This window comes from Hyalangium versicolor, from assembly GCF_020103695.1.
Classification (GTDB): domain Bacteria; phylum Myxococcota; class Myxococcia; order Myxococcales; family Myxococcaceae; genus Hyalangium; species Hyalangium versicolor.
Genome location: NZ_JAHXBF010000015.1, coordinates 295,758 through 316,555 on the forward strand (window position 1 = coordinate 295,758; position 20,798 = coordinate 316,555).

At 64.9% G+C, this 20,798-nt stretch carries 13 protein-coding genes and 1 pseudogene; 8 read left to right on the top strand and 6 right to left on the bottom strand.

From position 1 onward, the window contains the following. Window positions 1-30 precede the first annotated feature (30 nt). Window positions 31-486, top strand: coding sequence for a diacylglycerol/polyprenol kinase family protein (locus KY501_RS30100; RefSeq protein ID WP_224367075.1), 456 nt, complete (start codon window positions 31-33; stop codon window positions 484-486). A gap of 456 nt (window positions 487-942) precedes the next feature. On the opposite strand, the pseudogene KY501_RS30105 reads toward KY501_RS30100, so the two are convergent. Both KY501_RS30105 and KY501_RS30110 read right to left on the bottom strand, forming a co-directional pair. After that, window positions 943-1,311: pseudogene (locus KY501_RS30105) on the bottom strand (transposase zinc-binding domain-containing protein); the annotation flags it as partial. Window positions 1,312-1,535: 224 nt separating this feature from the next. Beyond that, window positions 1,536-1,694, bottom strand: a complete 159-nt coding sequence (locus KY501_RS30110; protein WP_224366970.1) for a hypothetical protein — start codon at window positions 1,692-1,694, stop codon at window positions 1,536-1,538. Window positions 1,695-2,463: 769 nt separating this feature from the next. Here KY501_RS30110 and KY501_RS30115 point away from each other — a divergent pair. Beyond that, window positions 2,464-3,477 carry a DUF6402 family protein gene (locus KY501_RS30115; RefSeq protein ID WP_224366971.1) on the top strand — a complete coding sequence of 338 codons (1,014 nt, stop codon included), beginning with the start codon at window positions 2,464-2,466 and terminating at the stop codon, window positions 3,475-3,477. A gap of 692 nt (window positions 3,478-4,169) precedes the next feature. On the opposite strand, the gene KY501_RS30120 is transcribed toward KY501_RS30115, so the two are convergent. Together KY501_RS30120 and KY501_RS30125 are read right to left on the bottom strand one after the other, a co-directional pair. Next, on the bottom strand, window positions 4,170-5,195 hold the full coding sequence (locus KY501_RS30120) for an aldo/keto reductase (RefSeq protein WP_224366973.1): 1,026 nt from the start codon (window positions 5,193-5,195) through the stop codon (window positions 4,170-4,172). Between the two features lie 235 nt (window positions 5,196-5,430). Then, window positions 5,431-6,279 carry a helix-turn-helix transcriptional regulator gene (locus KY501_RS30125; protein ID WP_224366975.1) on the bottom strand — a complete coding sequence of 283 codons (849 nt, stop codon included), beginning with the start codon at window positions 6,277-6,279 and terminating at the stop codon, window positions 5,431-5,433. 160 nt (window positions 6,280-6,439) lie between these two features. Here KY501_RS30125 and KY501_RS30130 point away from each other — a divergent pair, with 160 nt between their 5' ends. After that, window positions 6,440-7,756 (top strand): S41 family peptidase, encoded by a 1,317-nt coding sequence (locus KY501_RS30130; RefSeq protein WP_224366976.1) that lies wholly within the window; start codon window positions 6,440-6,442, stop codon window positions 7,754-7,756. 69 nt (window positions 7,757-7,825) lie between these two features. Here KY501_RS30130 and KY501_RS30135 read toward each other — a convergent pair whose 3' ends face one another. Continuing rightward, window positions 7,826-8,905 carry an alcohol dehydrogenase catalytic domain-containing protein gene (locus KY501_RS30135; protein WP_224366977.1) on the bottom strand — a complete coding sequence of 360 codons (1,080 nt, stop codon included), beginning with the start codon at window positions 8,903-8,905 and terminating at the stop codon, window positions 7,826-7,828. Between the two features lie 111 nt (window positions 8,906-9,016). Between KY501_RS30135 and KY501_RS30140 the strand changes: the two genes are divergently transcribed. Continuing rightward, a complete protein-coding gene (locus KY501_RS30140; protein WP_224366979.1) occupies window positions 9,017-9,793 on the top strand; it encodes a helix-turn-helix transcriptional regulator in 777 nt (258 codons plus the stop codon). 18 nt (window positions 9,794-9,811) lie between these two features. On the opposite strand, the gene KY501_RS30145 is transcribed toward KY501_RS30140, so the two are convergent. Then, complete coding sequence (locus KY501_RS30145; protein WP_224366981.1) at window positions 9,812-11,644, bottom strand: FG-GAP-like repeat-containing protein; 1,833 nt, start codon at window positions 11,642-11,644, stop codon at window positions 9,812-9,814. A gap of 138 nt (window positions 11,645-11,782) precedes the next feature. On the opposite strand from KY501_RS30145, the gene KY501_RS30150 reads away from it, so the two are divergent. The 4 genes from KY501_RS30150 to KY501_RS54010 all read left to right on the top strand — a co-directional run bounded on the left by KY501_RS30150 (window position 11,783) and on the right by KY501_RS54010 (window position 20,660). Continuing rightward, window positions 11,783-12,790, top strand: a complete 1,008-nt coding sequence (locus tag KY501_RS30150) for a GlxA family transcriptional regulator (protein WP_224366982.1) — start codon at window positions 11,783-11,785, stop codon at window positions 12,788-12,790. Between the two features lie 120 nt (window positions 12,791-12,910). Next, window positions 12,911-13,444 (top strand): GNAT family N-acetyltransferase, encoded by a 534-nt coding sequence (locus tag KY501_RS30155; RefSeq protein WP_224366984.1) that lies wholly within the window; start codon window positions 12,911-12,913, stop codon window positions 13,442-13,444. A gap of 440 nt (window positions 13,445-13,884) precedes the next feature. Next, window positions 13,885-17,079, top strand: a complete 3,195-nt coding sequence (locus KY501_RS30160) for a CHAT domain-containing protein (protein ID WP_224366986.1) — start codon at window positions 13,885-13,887, stop codon at window positions 17,077-17,079. Beyond that, window positions 17,076-20,660, top strand: coding sequence for an nSTAND1 domain-containing NTPase (locus KY501_RS54010; protein ID WP_224366988.1), 3,585 nt, complete (start codon window positions 17,076-17,078; stop codon window positions 20,658-20,660). Before KY501_RS30160 ends, KY501_RS54010 begins: the two co-directional genes overlap by 4 nt. Window positions 20,661-20,798 lie beyond the last annotated feature (138 nt).

The following is a 20,798-nucleotide window of genomic DNA, read 5'->3' on the forward strand; positions in this document are numbered from 1 at the left end:
TCTCGTTTCGAACGCCTATACTCGGGCGCCATGAGCCAGGATCTCCAGGCACTTCTCTGGTCCTATGCCTACGTGGGCGCGTGCGTCCTGGTGGGCGATGTGGCGGCGCGGAAGGGGGCGCCTCAGGAGTTCTCGCGCAAGCTCATCCACGCGAGCGTGGGCCTGTGGGTCTTCCCCGCGCTGCACTTGTTCGAGCACCGGGAGCTGGCGGTGATGCCCTCGCTCATGGCGGCGGTGGCCAACTGGATCATCCACCGCAAGCGCCTGCTCCGGGCCGTGGACACCGAGCCCGACAACCTGGGCACCGTCTGGTACGCGCTCACCTTCTCGGCGTGCCTCTATCTGGCGTGGGACCGGCCCGCCGTGGCCGCTGGCAGCGTGCTCGCCATGATTGTGGGGGATGCGCTGGCGTCCCTGGCGTATAGGCGGGATAGAGGCCATGTTGCGGGTGAGGGCAGGAGCAGAGGTGCCGCGGAGGAGCGCTGACAGGCGCCGCCCGAGCCGTGAGCCAAGCGGGTGGACAGGCCGCGCAGCCCCTTGAGGTACACGACTGCCCAGGCCGCCCTCCCATGGGGTGCGCGGAAGGGGACTGGCCTTTTGGCTCTGGAGAGGCGTAAGCCTCAACACCACGCGGCCTGGGTTGATTCTTGCGCCGGGGCCAAGCTCACACCTGCCGTGGGCAAGCCCAGGTGCTCCAGTATCGCTCGCACTGCCCTGCCTGCCTTCACGTACGCCAAGACCCGCCTCCTGCCTCCACACCTCACGCAGGCGAACACGTCGAAGTCGAACGTCCTCTTCAGCAACTCTGCCCAATCCTCTCGCGGCCTCCTCTCCTTCATCCGCTCCTTCCTCACCTCCCGCTCTCGCCTCCTCTGCGTCCGAGAGCAGTCCCACGTCCTTGAGCAGCACCCACCGGACCCGGTGCGGAAAGGACAGCGTCCACTGCCGGTAGGGCACGTGCGGCAGCACCTGCTCCATCAGATGCACCGCCGTCGCATGCGCCCGCTTCGCGTTGCAGGACGGGCACACCCCTCGGCCCTTGCACGAGAAGGCGACGAGCAGCTCGTCCTTGCAACTCTCGCAGCGCACCCAGGCGAAGCCGTGCGCCAGCACTCCGCATTCCAGGTACCTGGCGAAGTCCCGCTCCACGTACCGAGGCAGGCCGCGCCCTACCTCGCTGGCTTCCGCCAGCAATGTGGCAAGGTTCTCCCGCACCGCCTCGTACAGCACCGTCCCCTCCGGCTGCCTTCGCCGGTACGCCCATCCGTGCGTTCTCACCAGCCCCTCCCCAGCCACACCTCGCCAGGGCACACGCTACCGTCCGCCTCCCAGGGGCTCCCGTGGAGCCCCTGCCTGCTTGTGGGGATCGGGGCCTATGAGAACAAGCTACAGCAGACCCGCGCCGGAGGCGGCGGGTTCGATTGCTGCAGCCTCCACGGTAGGACACCGAGGGAGAGGGCGCCCTGCCGCTCTCCCCCTTCCTGCTGGGTCTGGTTGCGTATTCCGGTGCACGCGTCAGACAGATGAAGTTGCGTTCATGGATCGCGCGCACTTCCAAGCGGGACTGCTGGGCCCGTGGCACCCGCCGGGGCCGTGTCATTCCTCCGGTTCTTCGGCTCGGCCTTGCAGGTAACGCCGCACTCCCGCTTGCTGGTGCTGGACAGCGTCTTCGTGCCCTCAAGCCGCGTCAGCACGTCGCCTCTTCCTCCAAGCGCCATGCCACCCTGAGCCTCGTGTGCCAACCAAGAGTACTACTTTGGTGGTAGTGCTTTGCCTCCCGCACCTTCTCTAATTTGGCGCCTCTCAGCCTACGGTAACCCCCTACTTCCTGGCGCCCAATCTCAAAAGCCTGAGCGATTGAGCAGGCGACTAGAAGGCCCTGGAACATTTAACGATCCACTACTCAAGAGAGGAGAGGTTGAAGCCACAGTCATGAATCGCAGGGCAACGCCTCCAATTGCATTGCCAGCCCATCGACTGCTCTTCAACAACAAATGCTCAAAATCTCAGCACGCCAAATCGAAATACTTGGCAACGATGGACTGGAAAGCTTCTTGAAGCGCCTTTGGGCTCACCTACAGGGTTCGCCACTTCTGCCCATCCACAGGAAGAATCTCTCTCAAAGCGACATAAGAAAAATTTCAGAGGAAGCTCAGAGTCTTGGGTTCAGGACGGAATGGGAGATAGCCTCGATTGTGGAGATCGTGGTGTTGTTTTCCATTGATCTGGAGACAGAAAACATCAAATCAATAATTAGCGACAAGACATTACACTCAATAGACAAGGTGCTTATAATTCAAGAATCAGCTTAGCACTACAGCAGCACTTCGTCCTTCTTCCTTTCGACCCCATCCCAGGCGTGCCCTGGATGCTGTACTGCCTGCCCCGCCCTATTCTACCAATCTCTTCGTTTTGCTTCTGTCGTACTCCTATGCAAACCGGCTCACAGGAGCAAGATCGTCTATGTGCAACATCGAACTTATTCCAGACATAATGGACGAATACGGCTGGACCATCGGAGCGAGGTTGATGAGAACTTGGTTCAATGGCTCTGCCAACGACAATCCAGTAAATTTCTACAATGCAACCATCGTTACAATGGAATGGGTGCGAAGCTTCCGGCGAGCCAACACCGAATACAACAACCTGATAAACAAAAAGATGTGGAGCACACCCAACGCAAGAAGAGAAATAGCCAACATGCTTTCTCGCAAGGGTCTGCTGACTGGGAAAGAGCAGGAATTTGGCGATGATGCTTGGTTCAGGCAAACCGCGAATGTGCTGGATCCTGATTATGTTCAGCAACTCCTTATTGGAGATGACTGGACAGAAAAGGCTGGAATGGGCATACGCGAGTATATCACTTGGCATGACGACCTAGATGCGGCGCTTGCCAATTTCAATCTGAGAATGGTCGTTGGCGGAAAAGTACGGCCTGTTCGGTATGAGCCAACTCAAGGTGCTGGCGTCCAACTCTCTGGCGAGACATACACGGCAAGCAAGGGCGAAACACTAGCTGCGGTTGCGCAAAAGAAGAACGTCACACTCGGCGAGATGGTTGCGGCCAACCCTGGGTTGTGCAACCCCCTTGGCGGAGCAGGCGCTACGGACGTGTCTGGCTTGCATCTTAAGATTCCTAAATCCAATTTCAGCAACAGCAATACCGCTAACGGCATGATCGTACCCTGCAAGCCCATTCAGTATGAAGTGGAAATACTGAGGGTGGGAGTGTATGTCCGGGACTCCTATGACTTCATTGATGAGCCTGGTGATAACCAAGAATTGGGCAAGTGGCCGATTGGCGAAGAAATCAGTCTCTTGGGGTTGAAATCTCGCAAGCGCTGCACTGTTTACAATCGTAATTTTCGCGACTGGCGAGATAGGAATAAAAAAGGGCGTGACTATCTGGTTTTTTCTGACGTGCAAAGAACCGACTTGAAGGAGCCTTACAAGTTTGTTGTGAACATCTCTAATTGATACCTTGGCGCAGCAAGAATTGACGCAGTGCCAGCAGTATGGGTGGATCACTGCGGCTATTAATGTATGTGCTGCAAGCTGATACAGGGGCAAGGATTTGCATGATGGATAGATCAGCGTGGCGAACAGCCCTCAAAGTGCCTATCAACGGCACTCCTCGGCCTCTTTGCTCCAACCCGTCCCTTCAACTGGCTCGCATCCCCCACATCTGAATCGGGTTTCCGGTGGAACCCTCGCGTGCCCCACAGCCCAGCAGGCACGCCTCGACGTGAAGCGCGCCATGGGCCCCGGCAGCGAGCCTCGACGTGAAGCGCGGTTCTACGGGCCTGCAGGCCCTCCTGAACGCGTAGTTGAAAGGCATGAGGGGCATTGCATGTGCCCCCAGTGTGACCCTCCAGCGGGGATTAGAACGGGACAAGACGGGACGAGACGGGACGGAGCGGGGGAACGATCCGGTGTGAGATCAAGGCGTTAGCCGGTAACAGCGCGACCTGCTTGGGGTTTTGCTTCCGCCTTGCTACGGGTTCGAATCCCGCCGCTTCCAATAGAGTTCTCCCGCCGCCTTGAGCCGAACTCACTCCTAAAGAGGAGGGGTGGAGTGACCGCTTGAATGCCTCCGACGAGCCCGCATGGTCGCCCACGGCGTGAACGACATGCGGGCATGCGGGCTCGCCAGACGGCAACAGTTGACGTTAGCGAGCGTTCTTCGGCGCTCTGCCTTGGTTGCGTAGGAACTCGATCATCCACCCCGGGTATTCGACGGGCAGTGCGCTCACCTTGTCGAGCTCGGCGATCTCGGCGGGGTCGAGAACGAAGTCGCTCGCCTTCAGGTTGTCCCTGAGCTGCGCCTCGTTCCTCGCGCCGACAATGATCGCAGAGACGTGGGGCTTTGCGAGCAGCCACGCAAGCGCGACGCATGCGACGCTCGCGCCCTTGGCGTCGCCAATCTTCCGCATCGCGTCGATGCAGTCGAAGGCGCGGTCCTTGTTGACGGGCGGGAAGTCGAAGCTGGCTCGGCGCGAGCCGTCAGGGCCTTTGCCGTCACGACCATGCTTTCCGGACAACAGGCCCCCGGAGAGCGGGCTCCATACCATGAGCCCCATCTGCGCGTCGTTCAGGAGAGGCACGAGTTCGCGTTCGAGATCGCGGGTGGCGATCGTGTAGTGGGCTTGCAATGACTCGAAGCGAGCCCAACCATGGAGCGCCGCGATGCCGTTGGCCTTGGCGAGCTGCCATGCCGCGAGATTCGAGCAGCCGACGTAACGCACCTTGCCAGAACGGACAACGTCGTCGAGGGCGCGCAGCGTCTCGTCGAAGGGGGTCACCGGGTCGAAGCCGTGAATCTGGTAGAGATCGACCCAGTCGGTCCCCAGACGCTTCAGGCTGCCCTCGATGGCGCTCATGATGTGAGCGCGGGATAGGCCCTGCTGGTTCGGACCCGTGCCGACCTTGCCGCGCACCTTCGTGGCGAGCACGACGTCTTTGCGGCGCGCGCCGAGGGCCTTGCCGAGGATCTTCTCGGACTCGCCCTCGGAGTAGACGTCAGCGGTGTCGAAGAAATTGATGCCGCTCTCGAGCGAGATTGACACGAGCGCGTCGGCCTCGGCCTGGGCCGTCTTACCAATGGGCTCGTAGAAGCCCTTCCCGCCGAATGTCATCGCTCCGAAACAGAGTTCCGAGACGTAAAGGCCAGTGCGGCCGAACAGTCTATAACGCATGCGAAATTCTCCTTCACGCAGTCCACCGGACGCCCCGGTCGGCCTGCTCACGGCGCTCACGATACGAACGGCGTGAAGGGTTGCCAGAGGGAGATTTTATCCTGGGACTGCCACCACCAGACTGAGGCCCGCGCTGCGCCAGTCCCACGGCGTGCGCGCGTTCGCGGTCCACCCGGGCGGCATCGTGACCGAGTGGATGGCTGGGCGGTGAGCGAGCGCTGGACCGGCGCGCCGTTCACCGTGTGATCGGCCCGAAGAGTCGCCTCGTGCGCTCCTCGCTCTCGCCAGCCTGCGGTGAGTAGAACGTGACACGAAGCACGCGCCCGTCGGGCTCTGCCTGCGTGAGCGTCACGTACTCGAAGCGCACGAGCCCCTCGTCCGGATGGAGCAGCTCCTTCGATCCCTCGCCCACCTCGACCACGTCATGGTCGCCCCACCAGCGGGCGAACTCGGGGCTCACCCGCGACAGCGCGGCCGCCAGCTCGTCGAAGGCCGAGCGGTCGGCCGAGCGCGCCGCGTCGAGGCGAAAGCGCTGCACGCTGGCTCGCGCGTTCTGCTCCCAGGCGGGTATCATGCGGCGCCTGTCCGGGTCGGTGAACAGTCTCCAGAGCCCGTTGCGGAGCGCGGGCGTGAGCTTTGAGAAATCTCCGTAGAGCCTCACCGCGGCCGTGTTCCAGGCGAGGTAATCCCAGCGCATCGTGGCCACGAGCGCCGGGAACGGGTGCACGTCGAGCACCCGCTGCAGCGCCGCGCTCACGCCGGCCGGGGCGATCAGCGGGCTCGCCGCCGGCCGCCCCTGGGCGAGCGCAAACAGGTGCGCTCGCTCGCTCGGAGTCAGCCGCAGCGCCTGCGCCAGCCGCTCGAGGAACGGCTCGGACACATGGATGTCGCGCCCCTGCTCGAGCCACGTGTACCAGCTCACCCCCACGTCGGCGAGCTGCGCGACCTCCTCGCGCCGCAGCCCCGGCGTGCGCCGCCGCGAGCCCTCGGGCAGCCCCACATCGGACGGCCGCAGCCGCGCCCGGCGGGTCCGGAGAAAGTGCCCCAGCTCGGAGCGCGGAGACGACAGGGACGCGGCAGTCACGGGCCTCAGTCTAGTCGAGTGTCCGGCAAATAGTTGGACATCGTCGCGGACTCACTCAACACCAGCCTGAGTTGAGGGACCCAAGGTCCAATGACGGCGGTAACACAATTGCGTATCCGCGGTGTTCAGGGGGCGCACCCGTCATTTCACCGAGGAATCAATGTCGTGTCGTTTCTGGTACTTGTCGCTGGCGCTGTTCCTGTCGCTGAGCGGTTGTGATGACGCCGACCCCGAGCCGACCTTGGAGGGAGTCTGGACCACCGATGGCTACGGCTTCGTCGTACGCTTCGAGGGTGACACGGTCGCCCTTCATGAGCTCACGGCCGTGAGCTGTCTGCTCTTCACCTCGGGCCCGCTGGAGAACGGGAGTCTTCGCGCGGCGGGGCTGAACTTCCGGCTGGAGAACGACAAGCTGCTGATAGAGGACGGTGGAACCCTCCACATCACGGGACATCGGACGCGGCTTCCAGAAGTCTGCACCCGGGCGCCGCTCTCCTCGAACGACCCGGTGTTCAACTTCGAGGTGTTCTGGCGCACGTTCGCCGAGCAATACGCCCTCTTCGAACTCTACGGTGTCGACTGGCAAGCCCGGTACGAGCGCTTCCGGTCGCGTGTCTCGGCCGACACGACGGATGACGAACTCTTCGCCATCCTGTCCGAGAGCCTTGAGCCCCTCACCGATGGCCACATCGGTCTCATCGGGGGAACGCGACGTTTCCAGCCCAAGCATTACCCCGCGGACTTCGAGGCCCACCGCGCCGAAATCACGAACTACATCTTCGAGCACCTGCTCGCGGGGCCCGGCGTCACGGTGACCGCCGAGAACCGGATGGCGTATCAGTCGCTCAACGAGCGCGTCGGATACATCTTCGTGACCCGAATGGACCAGTTCAGCCCCAATCCGACCGATGGCGCGGCGGGCAATGCGGAGGCGGCTGGCCGTGCCCTGGACGAAGCGTTGGAGGCGCTGTCCAACAAGGATGCTCTCATCATCGACGTGCGCTTCAATCCAGGAGGCTACGACGCCATCTCATTGGCCCTCGCGAGCCGCTTCACCAACGTCGAGCGAATCGGCTTCTCCAAGAAGACCCGCGACGGGGACAGCTACACGCCGCTGAGGGAGTACCGCATCGCCCCGGCGGGTCCCCGTCAGTTCACGAAGCCGGTCTACCTGCTCATCAGTGGCGCTTCCGCGAGCGCCGCGGAAAACTTCACCCTGGCGATGAGTGGCCTGCCTCAGGTGACCCTCGTCGGCGACCGGACGCTGGGGGCGCAGTCAGACATCCTCACCCGGCAAATGCCGAACGGCTGGACCTTCTGGTTGTCGCCCGAACTCTACTCTGGGCCCGACGGTGAGGTGTACGAGCGTATCGGAATCCCTCCGGACGTGGAGGTCGCCCTGGACGCGGCGAGTCTGGTCGCGGGCTCGGACCACATCCTCCAAGAGGCACTCCGGCTCGCTGGCACGGGTGGCTGAAGCCGCGCCAAGGCGGCAGTCGCCTGCGCGGACTGCCATCAGGAGGCTCTCCAGGCCCTGGCTCCAAGCTCAGGGCCGGAGCACGGTCATCTTGAAGGGGCCTCCGTGGGCCGCGGCGTGCTCGACGGCCTTGTTCGCTTCGTCCAACGTGAAGCTCGTGACGTCGAACTCGCTCAGCTTGAGGAGACCGGACCGGATGAGCTTCACCATCCGGATGGGCGCCTCGGGGGGACACAGCCACTGTCCCCGCACCGTGATGCAGTTCCTCATGATCCAGGGATAGGGCAGCTCCAGGCCTTTGCCTCCCAACATGCCGACGCCGCCCATGAGCACGACCCTGCCGTAAGGCCTCACCGCCATGGCCGCGGCACGCACCGGTACGGTGTCGGCCGAGGGCGGCAGCAGGTCCAGCACGCAGTCGATCGGCCCCGGTGCCGCCCGCCGCATCCGCTCTCGATCGTCCTCCTCGCGGCCGAGAAGCTTCACGGTCCGGACCCGGGAGCCAAAACGGCGCGTCAGGTCCTCGAGCACCTTCTCGTTCCGGCCCGGCGCGACGACACAGCCCGCGCCCATCGCCAAAGCCACCGCGACAGCCGCGCTGCCGAAATGCCCGGTGGCGCCGCTGATCAGGAGCGTCTCCCCTGCCTGCAGGTTCGCCGCGAGCAGGCCGCCATAGGGCACCAGCAGCGTGTTCAGCACGCACCAGCGCGGTGCCTCCTCCTCATCGATCGAGCCGATGCGAATGGCGTTCTCCGTCGGAATCAGCATCCGCTCGGCGAACGAGCCATGGCGGAAGTGCTTCTGGAGCCGCAGGCCCCCCTCCCCACGAGCGCTCCAGCCCTGGAGGGTGATGTCGGGTGACAGCACATCATCGCGCGAGCGCACCGTCGGATCACAGAGGACCCAATCGCCTACGGCCAGATGCGTCGCGTCCGGCCCGAAGGAGCGCACGCGGCCGATCGCTCCCGGTCCCGGCGCGACCGGCAGCTCCAGCAGGTACCGCCGCGCGCCGCTGAAGACCTCGTTCGCGTAGGCCAGAACGGGCGCCGCCACGACATCAACGATGACCTCTCCCGTGCCCAGGACTGGCTCGGGCAGCGTCTCAATGGCGAGGGGGGCTCCGAATGCTTTCAGGATGGCTGCTTTCATGGTGTCGCTCCGTCTCCGAACGAGACCATTCTTCGCGTGCGGTCCCCTCGCGGGAAGGAACGGGGCCATCCTAGGATTGGGGAGTACCTCCCTGATGAGAGCGTAAAGGCCATGGCACACTCGAGCCGAAGCGAACTCGGCGACTTCCTGCGCTCGCGGCGAAAGAGGCTGACCCCTGAGGCCATGGGCTTCTCTGGAGGACGCAAGCGCCGCACTCCCGGCTTGAAGAGGGAGGAGGTCGCCGAGCTCGCGGGCATCGGTATCGACTGGTATGTCCGGCTCGAGCAGGGACGCACCGTCAGCCCCTCTGCCTCCACGATCGATGCGCTGGCGCGAGCGCTGCGCCTCAACAAGGCCGAGCACGCCCATCTGCGAGAGCTGGCTCGCAACACGGAGCGCCGCGCGTTCTCCCGCGAGACCGTCCCTGACTCGCTCCAGCGGCTGATCGAGAGCCTCTCTCAGCCGGCCTACATCACTGGCCGCCGCTGGGACTTGCTGGCGTGGAACGCAGCAGCAGCCGATCTCTTCACCGACTTCACCCGTCTGCCCGAGGAGGATCGCAACATCCTCCTCTTCATGCTGACCACGCCGGAGGCCCGGCGCATATTCGGAGCAGGCTGGGCGGACGAGGCCCAGCGCATGGTGGCCCAGTTCAGAGCCACGCATGACTTGTGGGCCGATGATCCCGCGTTCCTGGAGCTCCTGGAGCGGCTCCGGCACGCGAGCCTCGAGTTCGAGCCCTGGTGGAAGGACCACGACATCCGCGGCGTGGCCTCTGGCCAGAAGCGGCTGAGACATCCCAAGAAGGGCTGGCTGCAATTCGAGTACGCGAGCTTTCAGGCCAACGACAATCCCGCCCTGAAGCTGGTCATCTACACACCGCGATAGAGAGCCCTGGTGGAAGCGTCAGAGGCCGTTGGGGACGATGGTCAGGGTCGAGGATCCCTTGTTGGTCAAGATGAGATCGTCGTATCCGTCGACATTCAAGTCGGCAATGGCAATCGCGTTGAGGCCTGGTGAGCTGCCCGTCGTGACGAGCGTCCCGGCGGTGAACGTTCCCGTGCCGCTGCCCGTCATGGGACGAACCCCCCCCGTCGTCGCGGTCACCAGGATGTACGCATCGAGCTTCCCATCGCCATTGAAGTCACTGGCGACGATCCCCAAGGCGGAGTTGGCGACGGCCGAGGCTCCTGTAGGCGATCCCACACCGGCTGCCACGGTCCCGTTGCCAGCGCCTTTGAAGACGTACAGGTACGCTCCAGCCGCACCATTCGAAAAGATGTCGAGTTTCCCGTCACCGTCAGCGTCGCCAAATGAAATGCCTGCCGTTTGGCCATTTTGGCTATTGGTGTAGGCAACAGGGGATGCGAACGAAGCATTGCCTTGATTGATGAGGATACTCAAACGCGCCGAGGAGGGACTCGTCACGACAATATCGGGATCATTGTCACCATCCAAGTCTCGGCAAGCGATGCTCGATTGCACGCCGCCCGTGGCTGCGATGGGAATGAGCGGCGAGGACGCCGTGAAATTGCCCGCGCCGTCATTCAACAGGATGCTCACGTTGTTTGTCACCACGCTGGTCGTCGCGATGTCGACAGACCCATCCTGGTTGAAATCTCCCGCGCAAAGGTGAATGGATCCCGGAGCGCCGGTAGTGAAGCTCGTGGGCATCCCGAACGTTCCAGGGGCACTCGCGCCGAGATTGCGGTAAACGCTGATGGTCCCGTTCGTCGATGCCAGGTTGGTCTGGCCGTCGACCGTGACTGCATCAAGCCACCCGTCCTTGTCCACATCGACAGCCACGACAGCATTGCTCGAAAGCGGAGCGCCGGCGTAGTAGTGCTCGGACTGGACGGTTGCGTCGCCATTGCCAAAAAACACGGAGAGCGATCCGGAGGGGGTCGTTGCCGAGCCGGATTCGGCATTGGCGACCAAGATATCCAGCTTTCCGTCGCCATTCACGTCCGCGACTGCTGGAGCGAGCGGATTATGCGGTTCGGGAAAGTCGATCGGCGTTCCGGGCACCTGGCCTGTGGGCGGAGCCTGACACGCTCCATTCGAACAGATCTGCCCCGTGTCACAAGGGTTGTTGCAGGCATTGCAGTGCGAGCTGCTGCTCTGCAAGTTGACTTCGCAGCCGTCGGCAACAAGTCCGTTACAGTCCCCGAGCGTCCCGCTGCAACTCTGACAATTGGCTCCTTCGTAGGTGGGGGCGCATCGGCAAGTGTAGCTATTGAGCCCGTCGGTACAGGTTCCGCCATTGAGACAAGGCTCGGGCAGGCACTCGTTGATGTTTGTTGCGCAGGTAGCGCCTGAATAACCCGGGGCGCATTGGCAGGTGTAGCTATTGATGCCGTCCGTGCAGGTTCCGCCATTCAGGCAAGGATTGGCAGCGCAGTCATCGACGTTGGATTCGCAATTCGTTCCCGCATAACCCGGTGAACATTGGCAGGTGTAGCCATTGACGCCGTCCGTACAGGTTCCGCCATTCAGGCAAGGATTGGCGGCACAGTCGTCGACGTTCGTGCAGACGCTTGGCTTTTGAGAGCACTTCCAGCCACTCTCGATCAGGCAGGCACTCGAACAGCCATCTCCGCTGGCCGTATTCCCATCGTCACAAGACTCCGGGGAAATGGTAGACCCGTCGCCGCAGACCGCTTTCTCGTTGTCATCGATCGGGCTGCGGTCCTTGTGGCACCCGGTGGAGCAGAGCATCGCGGCGAAGACGAGGGTCAAGCTGAAGACACGAGAAACTGAGCAAGCAGGAGACATTGTTGAAGGGTACACGCAGCGCAGGCGCGCTTGCAACGGAGCTTCCATCACTGGGGCTGGAGACGCTCCGCAAGAAACGCGTTACGCATGGCGAGGGAGAGCATGGCGAGAAAGAAGCAAGCGCGCGTTCCGGCCCCGGCCGAGGTGGTCATCGTAGCCCTGCCACGGACAGTGGCCTCCACCGTGACGGGGCCCGCGGACATCTTCTCTCTGTCGGGCGTTTTGTGGCCCATGATCCATGGCCGCCCGGCCGCCCCGTCCTTCCGGGTGCGCATCGCGAGCCTCGATGGTGCGCCCGTCACCTGCCTCAACGGCACGCGGCTCATTCCCGACTGCGCCGTGGCCGAAGTGGCGGCCGCCCATCTCGTCGTGCTCTCGGCGGCCGACGTGGCCACCGTGCCGGAGACGGCGGCGGTGCTCACGCCGTGGCTGAGGCGACTCCACGCGGCGGGCGCGACCCTGGCGAGCGTGTGCACCGGTGCCTTCGCGCTCGCGGCGAGCGGCCTGCTCGACGGCCTGCGAGCCACCACCCACTGGGGCTTCGCCGAGACCTTCCGCGCTGCCCATCCCCACGTCCACCTCACTGTCGAGAAGCTGATCGTGGATGAAGGGCGCCTCGTCACGGGCGGCGGCGTCCACTCCTACTTTGATCTCTGCACGTTCCTGGTGGAGCGCTTCCAGGGCCACGCCGTGGCGACCGAGACGGCGCGCTCGCTCCTGCTCGACATGGGCCGGCGCTCGCAGATGCCGTACGCCGCCCTGACGCCCACCTCTCGCCACGGGGACAAGGCCATCGCGGCCGTGCAGGAGCTGCTGGAGAAGAACTTCCAGGATCCGCCCGATGTTGAAGGCGTGGCCAAGGCCTGCGCGATGAGCCCGAGGACGCTCGCGCGCCGCTTCAAGCGGGCCACCGGCGATACCGTCCACGGCTACGTGCAGCGCGTGCGCATCGAGCGCGCCAAGGAGCTGCTGGTCACCACCCCCGAGCCCGTGGAGCAGGTGGCCCTGGCGGTCGGATACGGGGACGTGACGGCCTTCCGCAAGGTCTTCCGGAGTCTGGCCAAGGTCACCCCTTCCGATTACCGGAAGACGTTCTCGGCCGCCGGGTAGTGCTGCGCGGCAAGGCCCTGGCAGGAACGGCACTCCCTTTTGGCACATCCGCCTCTGCTGGAGCGGCGCCGTGGCCAGTACAACCTGGGCAACTCGGACCGATTGCCCAGGAGGAGGGTCATGCGCTCTGCCCAGCAGGAAGCGTTCATCATCCGCGAAGCAAAGGAGGAGGAGTTCGAAGCGCTCGGCAAGTTGATGGTGTCTGTCTACTCGGGCCTCGAGGGGTTCCCCAAGCAGGACGAACAGCCCCGGTACTACGACAAGCTGGCCCACATCGGCCGGCTGGCGGCCGGGCCTGACACGAAGCTCCTGGTGGCCGTGGTCGGCAGCCGGCTCCTGGGGGGCGTGGTCTACTACTCCGACATGGCTCAGTACGGCTCTGGTGGCACAGCGACGGGGGAGAAGAACGCCTCCGGGTTCAGGCTGCTGGCGGTAAGCCCCGAGGCCCGGGGCATGGGCGTCGGCCAGGCGCTGATCGACCGATGCATCGCGCTGGCGAGGGAGCGGAAGCATCCCCAGGTCATCATCCACACGACCGGCGCCATGAGGATCGCCTGGAGGATGTACGAGCGGATGGGCTTCCGGCGCTCCGAGGACCTGGACTTCATGCAGGAGAACCTGCAGGTCTACGGGTTCCGCCTGGCCTTGCAGTGAGGAGATGAGATTCATCACCACGCGGCTGGGGGGAGAGCCCGACACGGTGCAGTACCGCGTGAGCCAGGGAGTTGGAACCGGTGAGTCACTTCCAACTGGTTGGAACCCACGCTCCTCCTTATGCAGTTGGACGACGCGGCGCTTGCTGGCCGCATCGAGCGGGTGAGCACCATCGTGGCGACGGATGGCATCCAGTTCGATCGCCAGGGCCACCTCTGGCTCGGCGGCCTGGAGAACAGCTCGCTCGCCCGCTATGTGCCGGGCGGAACATATGAGCAGGTCCTCGAGAATGAGCGCTTGCGGTGGCCTGACACTTTCGCAGTGGGACCGGATGAGAAGATCTACGTGACCACCACGCAGATCCACCTGCAGCCCGCCGAGCGCGGACGGTACACGGGCCAGGCAAGCCAGACATTCTCGGTTTCGCCTATGATTTCCTCATGGACAGGGGTGGACCACCAGCTCCCAGGCGATGGCTGGAAATCGATATCGCTCAGGTCGGCGCCGAGATCAGTGCCGCGGTCCGGCTGGGAGGCAGTGCACCTCCGCAACTCTACAGTCTGGGACTCGGACACACCCCGGACACGCTGCGCCAGTTTGGCGAATGGGTGAAGGAGGCAGCCTCTCGCGCCGCCTCGCTGACGCCCTCGCCGCCAGACGCCGAGTCACTCCATGCAGCGCTCTTCCAGAAGGCGCTGCAAGACGCGCTCTCGCAGGTGGAGGCAGTCCCCGGAGCGGAAGCGCCCCTGCTCCGGCTGATGCCCCAGGACAGCCACCTCCAGGCCGTCCCCTGGGAAGCCCTGTGCCGTCCTGGCACGGGCCGCGACTTCGTGGGGGCCTCGCGAGAGGTCTGCCTCGTTCGCGGTGTGCACTCCACGAAACCGTGGCAGCCACGAGAGGTGCGCGGCGCCGTTCGCCTGCTCGTCATCTCGCCTTTCGATGAGGCCGCGCCCGCACGACTCCGCGCGGCCCTCTATCCCAGCATCGAAGTGGGGGAGCTCGAATGGCTCGATTCCCTCACCGGCCCCCGTGCCACCGTTGCCGAAGTCCTCGACCGGTTACGACACGAGCCTTTGCCGCACATCGTCCACTTCATCGGGCATGGAGGTTTCGACGAGGCGCAGGTTCCCCGCTTGAGGCTCGCGGACAAGGGAGGCCAGGAGTCCTGGCTCGCTGTGGGCGCACTCGCGGCGGAACTGGAGATGGCGCTCCGAAACCTGCGCCTGATCATCCTGGAAGGGGCCCCCATGGGCCAACCGGGCGCGCTCGCCAGCGCGGCGGAGCGGCTCGCCCAGGCCGGCGCCGACGCCGTGGTGGCGCACCTGTGGCCGATGCAGGAAGAAGTGTCCCGGCGCTTCTCGGTGGGCCTCTACCGCGCGCTGGCCGGGGCTTCCGAGCCCTCGGGGGACGTGGCGCGCAGCCTCCACGAGGCGCGGCGGAGGGTGTTGGAGGATTTCAAGGGCAGCGCGGAGGCCTTCTCCCCCGTGCTGTACCTGAGGGGACGTGACTCCCGGTTGTTCGACATCCGGCGCCCCAAGGGCGAGCCACGCTCCGTCCAGGCGCGCGCCGAGACGGCCGAAACAAATGCTTCCCCGCAGGGTTCCGTCTCGCTCGAGCTCTGGCTCTCCGTTCCGGATCCTGCCGCTCTGTCTCGAGAGCAGCTCGCCGAATCCCTGGCCTCGAGCTACGGCGCCAGGGTGGCCGCGCCTGCCTTTCAGGAGCGCAGGTTCATCCTTCCCCTCAAGCTTCCCAGGCAGGTGCTCCCCCAGTTGCTCCAGGATGCGGAGAGCGGTGCCCTCGACAGGCTCCTCGGCCAGGTGGGGGGGCGATTCGCCCAGGAGATCCGTGAGGGCTCCCGGTGTCTCTTCAGCCATGTGCCTTCCACGTCCTTCGCGCCGCCTCCCCGATTCGAGGATGTCTCTCCGGAGGAGTTGAAGGCGCTGCTGCCCCAGGTGGACGTGGTCCTGCTCACGACGACGGAGGTGGAGCGACAGGCCCTGTATGAAGCGCTCAAGCCCTTCCCCGGACGAGCGGGGCTGATTGAAGGAGCGCTCCACAACAACACCTACCGCCTGGGACAGTTCGGACGGTACGTCGTCGCTCATGTCCAGAGCACCATGGGCAGCCAGGCTCGGGATGGCTCCATGCTCACCGTGCGTGACGCCATCTCGGAGATCTCCCCCAAGGCCGTGGTGATCATCGGCATCGCATTCGGGCTCAGGCCGGAGAAGCAGCGGCTGGGAGATGTCATCATCGCCGAGACGGTCGTTCCCTACGAACTCCAGCGCGTGGGCGAGAAGACGGTGCACCGCGGGCAACCCCTGGCGTGTGGCCCCATCCTGTCGGAGCGGTTCCGGACGCGGCGCGAGGACTGGAGCCTCGCGCGAGGAGAGGACGTCGTCCGGGTCTTCCAGGGCCCCTTGCTCTCGGGCGAGAAGCTCACCGACAACCATGCGTTCCGCGATGCGCTGACGGAGGCCTTTCCCACGGCGCATGCCGGAGAGATGGAGGGGGCGGGCGCCTACGCCGTCACCGAGCGAATGGGCGTGGAGGTCATCCTCGTCAAGGCGATCTGTGACTGGGCAGATGGAACCAAGAGCGATCGGGCCCAACCGTTCGCGGCGCGCGCCGCGGTCTCCCTCTCGCAGCATGTGCTCGCCAAGAGGGCGGTCCTGGAGCCCCTGAAGATCCGTGAGTCCACATCGCCGGCCGAGCCCCTGACCGCCGCGCCTGTCGTGCTCGCGGATGATCCCGCCGTCCGCTCGCTGAGGGAGTTGCTGCGACAGCCCTTCTCACTGCTGCTGGGGGATTCCCTGTTGGGGGATGCCTGGTCGACCGCCGTGGAGGGCTTCCGCCAGGCCCTGCGCGACAGCCTCCAGAAGAAGGCGTGGGTCACGCCCGAAGGACTGCCGCTGAGCGCCCTGACGCAGCGGTATGCTCTCCAGTTTGGAGCCGCGCGGCTCAACTCCCTGTTCCAGAGCGTCTTCAAGGATGACCTGCCCGCCCTGCCCCTGGTCGACGCGCTGGCGCATTGGATCCAGCCCGGGTTCCACCTCACGCTCCTGCGGTTGCCCGTTTTGGAGTACGCGCTCGCCAGGCACCACTCCGAGTTGCCCCTCTACGTCATCCATCCGCTCCGGCCGGGGGAGGACTCGCCCCTCATCCAGCGGCACGTGAGCGGGCAGACCTGGGTGACGCTCGAGGAGATGCCGGACGCGTTGGACCCGCAGCGGGATGTCATCCTGTTGCGCCTCTACCGGGGATATCTGCCCGACAAGGGTTTCGATACGCCGCTGCTCACGGAGGACGATTACCTGTCGAGTCTCGGTGGCCTGGAAGACGTGCTGCCCGAGGATCTGGCCAATGAGCTGCGCAGCACGCTCCACGAGCGCCCCTCGCTCATGTGGGGCCTGTCCCTGCTGTCGTGGGATCACCGCCACGTCCTCCAGTCTCTCTTTGGGCGGCGCTCGCTGCACCCGCGGAGCACCGTGCTGCTGGAGCCCGGCAACATCGAGGCCGACTCGTGGCGCAAGGGTCGGAGCGTCCCGGGAGACACCCGGGTGCAGGTGGTCTCCAAAGCAACCGCCGAGCTCGCGCAGGCCCTTGGCCTCACGCCGTCAGGTGGCTCGCCGTGAGTGGCAATCCGTTCCTGGGCCCACAGCCGTACCGGGCCGCGGACCGCGAGCGCTTCTTCGGCCGGGAAGAGCTCATCCGGAAGCTGGCGAGCCGCATCCTCAGCCACCCCTGCATCACGCTGTACGGGCCCTCGGGGGCGGGCAAGTCCTCGCTGATGCAGGCGGGCGTCATCCTCCATCTGGCCGAGACGCATGACTTCCGCACGGTCCGCATCGAGGGATGGCTCGCCTCGGAGCCGCCCCTCAAGCGCCTGGTCCAGGCCCTCTTCAAGGACTTGGAGCTGACCCCTCTGTCCGAGAGGCGGGAGCCGCACCAGGAGCTGGAGCTGGCCATGGAGCTGGCGGAGCAACGCTCTGACCGGCCCATCCTCATCTACCTCGACCAGCTCGAGCAGGTCTTCCTGCCGGGACGCGATGTCCGGCAGGCAGAAGCCCTCTTGAAGGGGCTGCACCTGCTCGCGAGCAAGCACGGGCGGGGCATCCACCTCGTGCTGGCACTGCGTGAGGATTACCTGGGACGTTTCCGGGATCGCGCACGCGGACGACGGGAGTTGTTGGAGCAGGGCTTCCGCCTGGGGCGGCTCACCGTCGGGGAGATGGCGAAGGTCGCCTGCCAGCTCGCGGAAGCGGGCAGCCCTTCTCAGCCGTGGGAGAGGCGCGAGGTGGTGGACCTGATGCTCCAGGTGCGTGTGGCCGGGCAGGGAGAGGGGGAAGAAGCCGAGGTGCAGGCGGCGTTCGCGCAGATCGTCTGCCGGGCCCTGTGGGAGGATCGAGCCAAGGGCGAGGGCTACGGTCCGGTGCGCGCCGAGCCCGTGCTCCACCAGTACCTGGAGACGACCCTGGAGGGCTTGGGCTCCTTGAAGGCGCATGCACGCCGCCTGCTGGAGGAGTACCTGGTCGCCACCGACGGAAGCCGGATGCTCTTGATGGAGCCTCAGGCGCGTGCGGCCCTGCCCAGCTTGTCCAAGGCGGAAGTCAACCGGGTGCTCGTCCATCTCGAGACGGCCGCCGTGCTTCATGCGGAGGAGCACGAGGGCAGTCGCTACTTCGAACTCGGGCATGACTGGCTGGCAAGAAAGGTCTTCGAGTTCCGGCAGGAGCGGCTCCAACAAGAGCAGGAGTCCGAGGAGATCGAACGAGATCTCGCCGTTCGCGGGAGACTGGCGACCCTCGCCATGGGAGCCCTCGGCGTGACCCTGGCCATGGGACTGCTCCTCCTCTGGGCGCTGCAGACCAAGACATGGGCCTTGGAACAGACGGATCGAGCACGGGAAGTCATGCTCATGGCCGGCATCCGTGAGATGGCCGGCCGTCACAGACTGGAGGTGGCGACCCGGCTCCTGCTGGAGGTCCACCATCCCGAACACGCCTACCAATGGGATCAGCGTGCACTCGACGTGCTGATGGCGGGCGTCACCACGAGTGTGACGATGCGTTTCCAGGCGCCTGGGTTGGCCTCCTTCAGCCCCGACAGCCAGCATGTCGTCGTGGCCTGCTGGGATGGAACCGTGCAGGTGTGGAACACCGACGGTCGAGGGTCGCCCCTGGTGCTCAAGGGCCATGAGGCTGCGGTCACCTCCGCTTCCTTCAGCCAGGATGGAAGGCACATCGTCACCGCCTCCGTGGACACGACGGTCCGGGTCTGGAACGCCGACGGCACGGGAGATTCCCTGCCGCTCATGGGGCATGAAGAGCGGGTCAACTCCGCGGCCTTCAACCGGGCCGGTGATCGCATCGTCACCGCCTCGGATGATGGAACGCTCCGGGTGTGGAAGACCGATGGCAGCGGGGCGCTCTGGGTGCTCAAGGACCATGCGTCCGCGGTCACCTCCGCTGTATTCAGCCCGGACGACAGCCGCATCCTCACGACGAGCGTGGAACCGGTAGCCCGGCTGTGGAACATCAATGGAAGCGGGGCCCTGCGGGAACTCACGGGGCATGCAGACCGGGTCACCACGGCGGCGTTCAGCCCAGACGGAAGGCTCATCGTCACCGCATCTGCGGACAACACGGCCCGGGTGTGGAGCACCGAAGACACCCGCACGCCTCTGGTGCTCCAGGGGCATGAAGGACGGGTCAACACCGCGGCCTTCAGTCCAGACGGGAGGCTCATCGTCACCGCCTCGGATGACGGAACGGCCCGGGTGTGGAATGCCGATGGCAGCGGCACGCCACGGGTGCTCCGGGGGCACACGAAGCGTGTCACCTCCGCGGCCTTCAGCCCTGATGGACGCCGCATCGTCACGGCCTCGGACGACTCCACGGCCCGCGTGTGGAGCGCGGATGGCAACGGGCTGTCATGGGTGCTCGTGGGGCACGAAGATGTGGTGACCTCCGCGGCCTTCAGTCCGGATGGACACTTCATCGTCACTGCGTCCCTCGACAAGACGGTCCGGGTCTGGAACGCCGAGGCGTCCAGGACTCCGAGAATGCTTGTGGGGCACGAAGACCTGGTGACCTCCGCGGACTTCAGCCCGGATGGGAAGCGCATTGTCACTGCGTCCGTGGACAAGACGGCCCGGATCTGGAACGCCGATGGCACTGGGGCGCCGCAGGTGCTCACAGGGCATGAGGAGGCTATCACCTCGGCGGCCTTCAGCGCGGATGGACAGCGCGTCGTCACCGCATCCAAGGACAAAACAGCCCGGGTCTGGAACGCCGATGGCAGCGGGACGCCACTGGTGCTCCAGGGGCATGAGGCGGCGATCAACTCCGCGGCCTTCAGTCCAGATGGGGGCCGCATCGTCACCGCCAGTGATGACAGGACAGCCCGGGTCTGGAACACGGATGGGAGCGGAACTCCCTGGGTGCTCGCGGGACATGAGGGGCGGGTCATCACCGCGGCCTTCAGCCCGGATGGAAAGCACATCGTCACCACCTCGGAGGACAAGACGGCCCGGGTCTGGAACGCCGACGGCAGCGGGACGCCACGGGTGCTCCAGGGGCATGAGGCGACGGTCAACTCCGCGGCCTTCAGTCCGGATGGGGGCCGCATCGTCACCGCCAGTGATGACAGGACAGCCCGGGTCTGGAACACGGATGGGAGCGGAACTCCCTGGGTGCTCGCGGGACATGAGGGGCGGGTCATCACCGCGGCCTTCAGCCTCGGTGGGCGCTACATCGTCACCACTTCGTATGACGGCACAGCCTGGGTGTGGAAGGCGGATGGGAGCGGGACACCACTGGTGCTCCGCGGGCATGGGGCCGCAGTCGTTTCCGCGGCCTTCAGCCCGGACGGACGCCGCATCGTCACCGCTTCGAATGACAGTTCGGCTCGGGTGTGGAACACCGATGGAAGTGGGACGCCGCTGGTGCTCAAGGCCGATGACGCATGGGTCACCACCGCGGCCTTCAGTCCCAACGGCGACCACATCGTCACCGCCTCATCTGACAGCATGGTTCGGGTATGGCCTGTCTCCATTGCCAGCTACCGCCACCTGCTGCTCGACGCCACCAAGGACTGTCTTTCCCCTGAGATACGCCAGGCCTATCTGGACGAAAACTCCGCCCGGGCCCAAGAGGGCTATGAGGAATGTGAGCACTCGTTTGGCCGCCCCCCGTTCTTCACGCAAGAGCGCTGAGCCCCGCCCCTGGCCTTTCTTGTGAGCGGGAGGCCTACCGGAGTTGCTTCGGAGTGCGTGGTTTGGCTCGGTCGAGGATGGGTTAGTAACACGCGCCCTTCCACTCATATGCGTCCTCGCCACAGGGCGGCGCGGTGT

Excerpts from the sequence above, each read along its gene's own strand:
- KY501_RS30150 (WP_224366982.1), top strand. The coding sequence starts at position 11,783 with ATGGCGAGAAAGAAGCAAGCGCGCGTTCCGGCCCCGGCCGAGGTGGTC.
- KY501_RS30130 (WP_224366976.1), top strand. The coding sequence starts at position 6,440 with ATGTCGTGTCGTTTCTGGTACTTGTCGCTGGCGCTGTTCCTGTCGCTG.
- KY501_RS30155 (WP_224366984.1), top strand. The coding sequence starts at position 12,911 with ATGCGCTCTGCCCAGCAGGAAGCGTTCATCATCCGCGAAGCAAAGGAG.
- KY501_RS30135 (WP_224366977.1), bottom strand. The coding sequence starts at position 8,905 with ATGAAAGCAGCCATCCTGAAAGCATTCGGAGCCCCCCTCGCCATTGAG.
- KY501_RS30120 (WP_224366973.1), bottom strand. The coding sequence starts at position 5,195 with ATGCGTTATAGACTGTTCGGCCGCACTGGCCTTTACGTCTCGGAACTC.
- KY501_RS30115 (WP_224366971.1), top strand. The coding sequence starts at position 2,464 with ATGTGCAACATCGAACTTATTCCAGACATAATGGACGAATACGGCTGG.
- KY501_RS30140 (WP_224366979.1), top strand. The coding sequence starts at position 9,017 with ATGGCACACTCGAGCCGAAGCGAACTCGGCGACTTCCTGCGCTCGCGG.
- KY501_RS30100 (WP_224367075.1), top strand. The coding sequence starts at position 31 with ATGAGCCAGGATCTCCAGGCACTTCTCTGGTCCTATGCCTACGTGGGC.
- KY501_RS30160 (WP_224366986.1), top strand. The coding sequence starts at position 13,885 with ATGGACAGGGGTGGACCACCAGCTCCCAGGCGATGGCTGGAAATCGAT.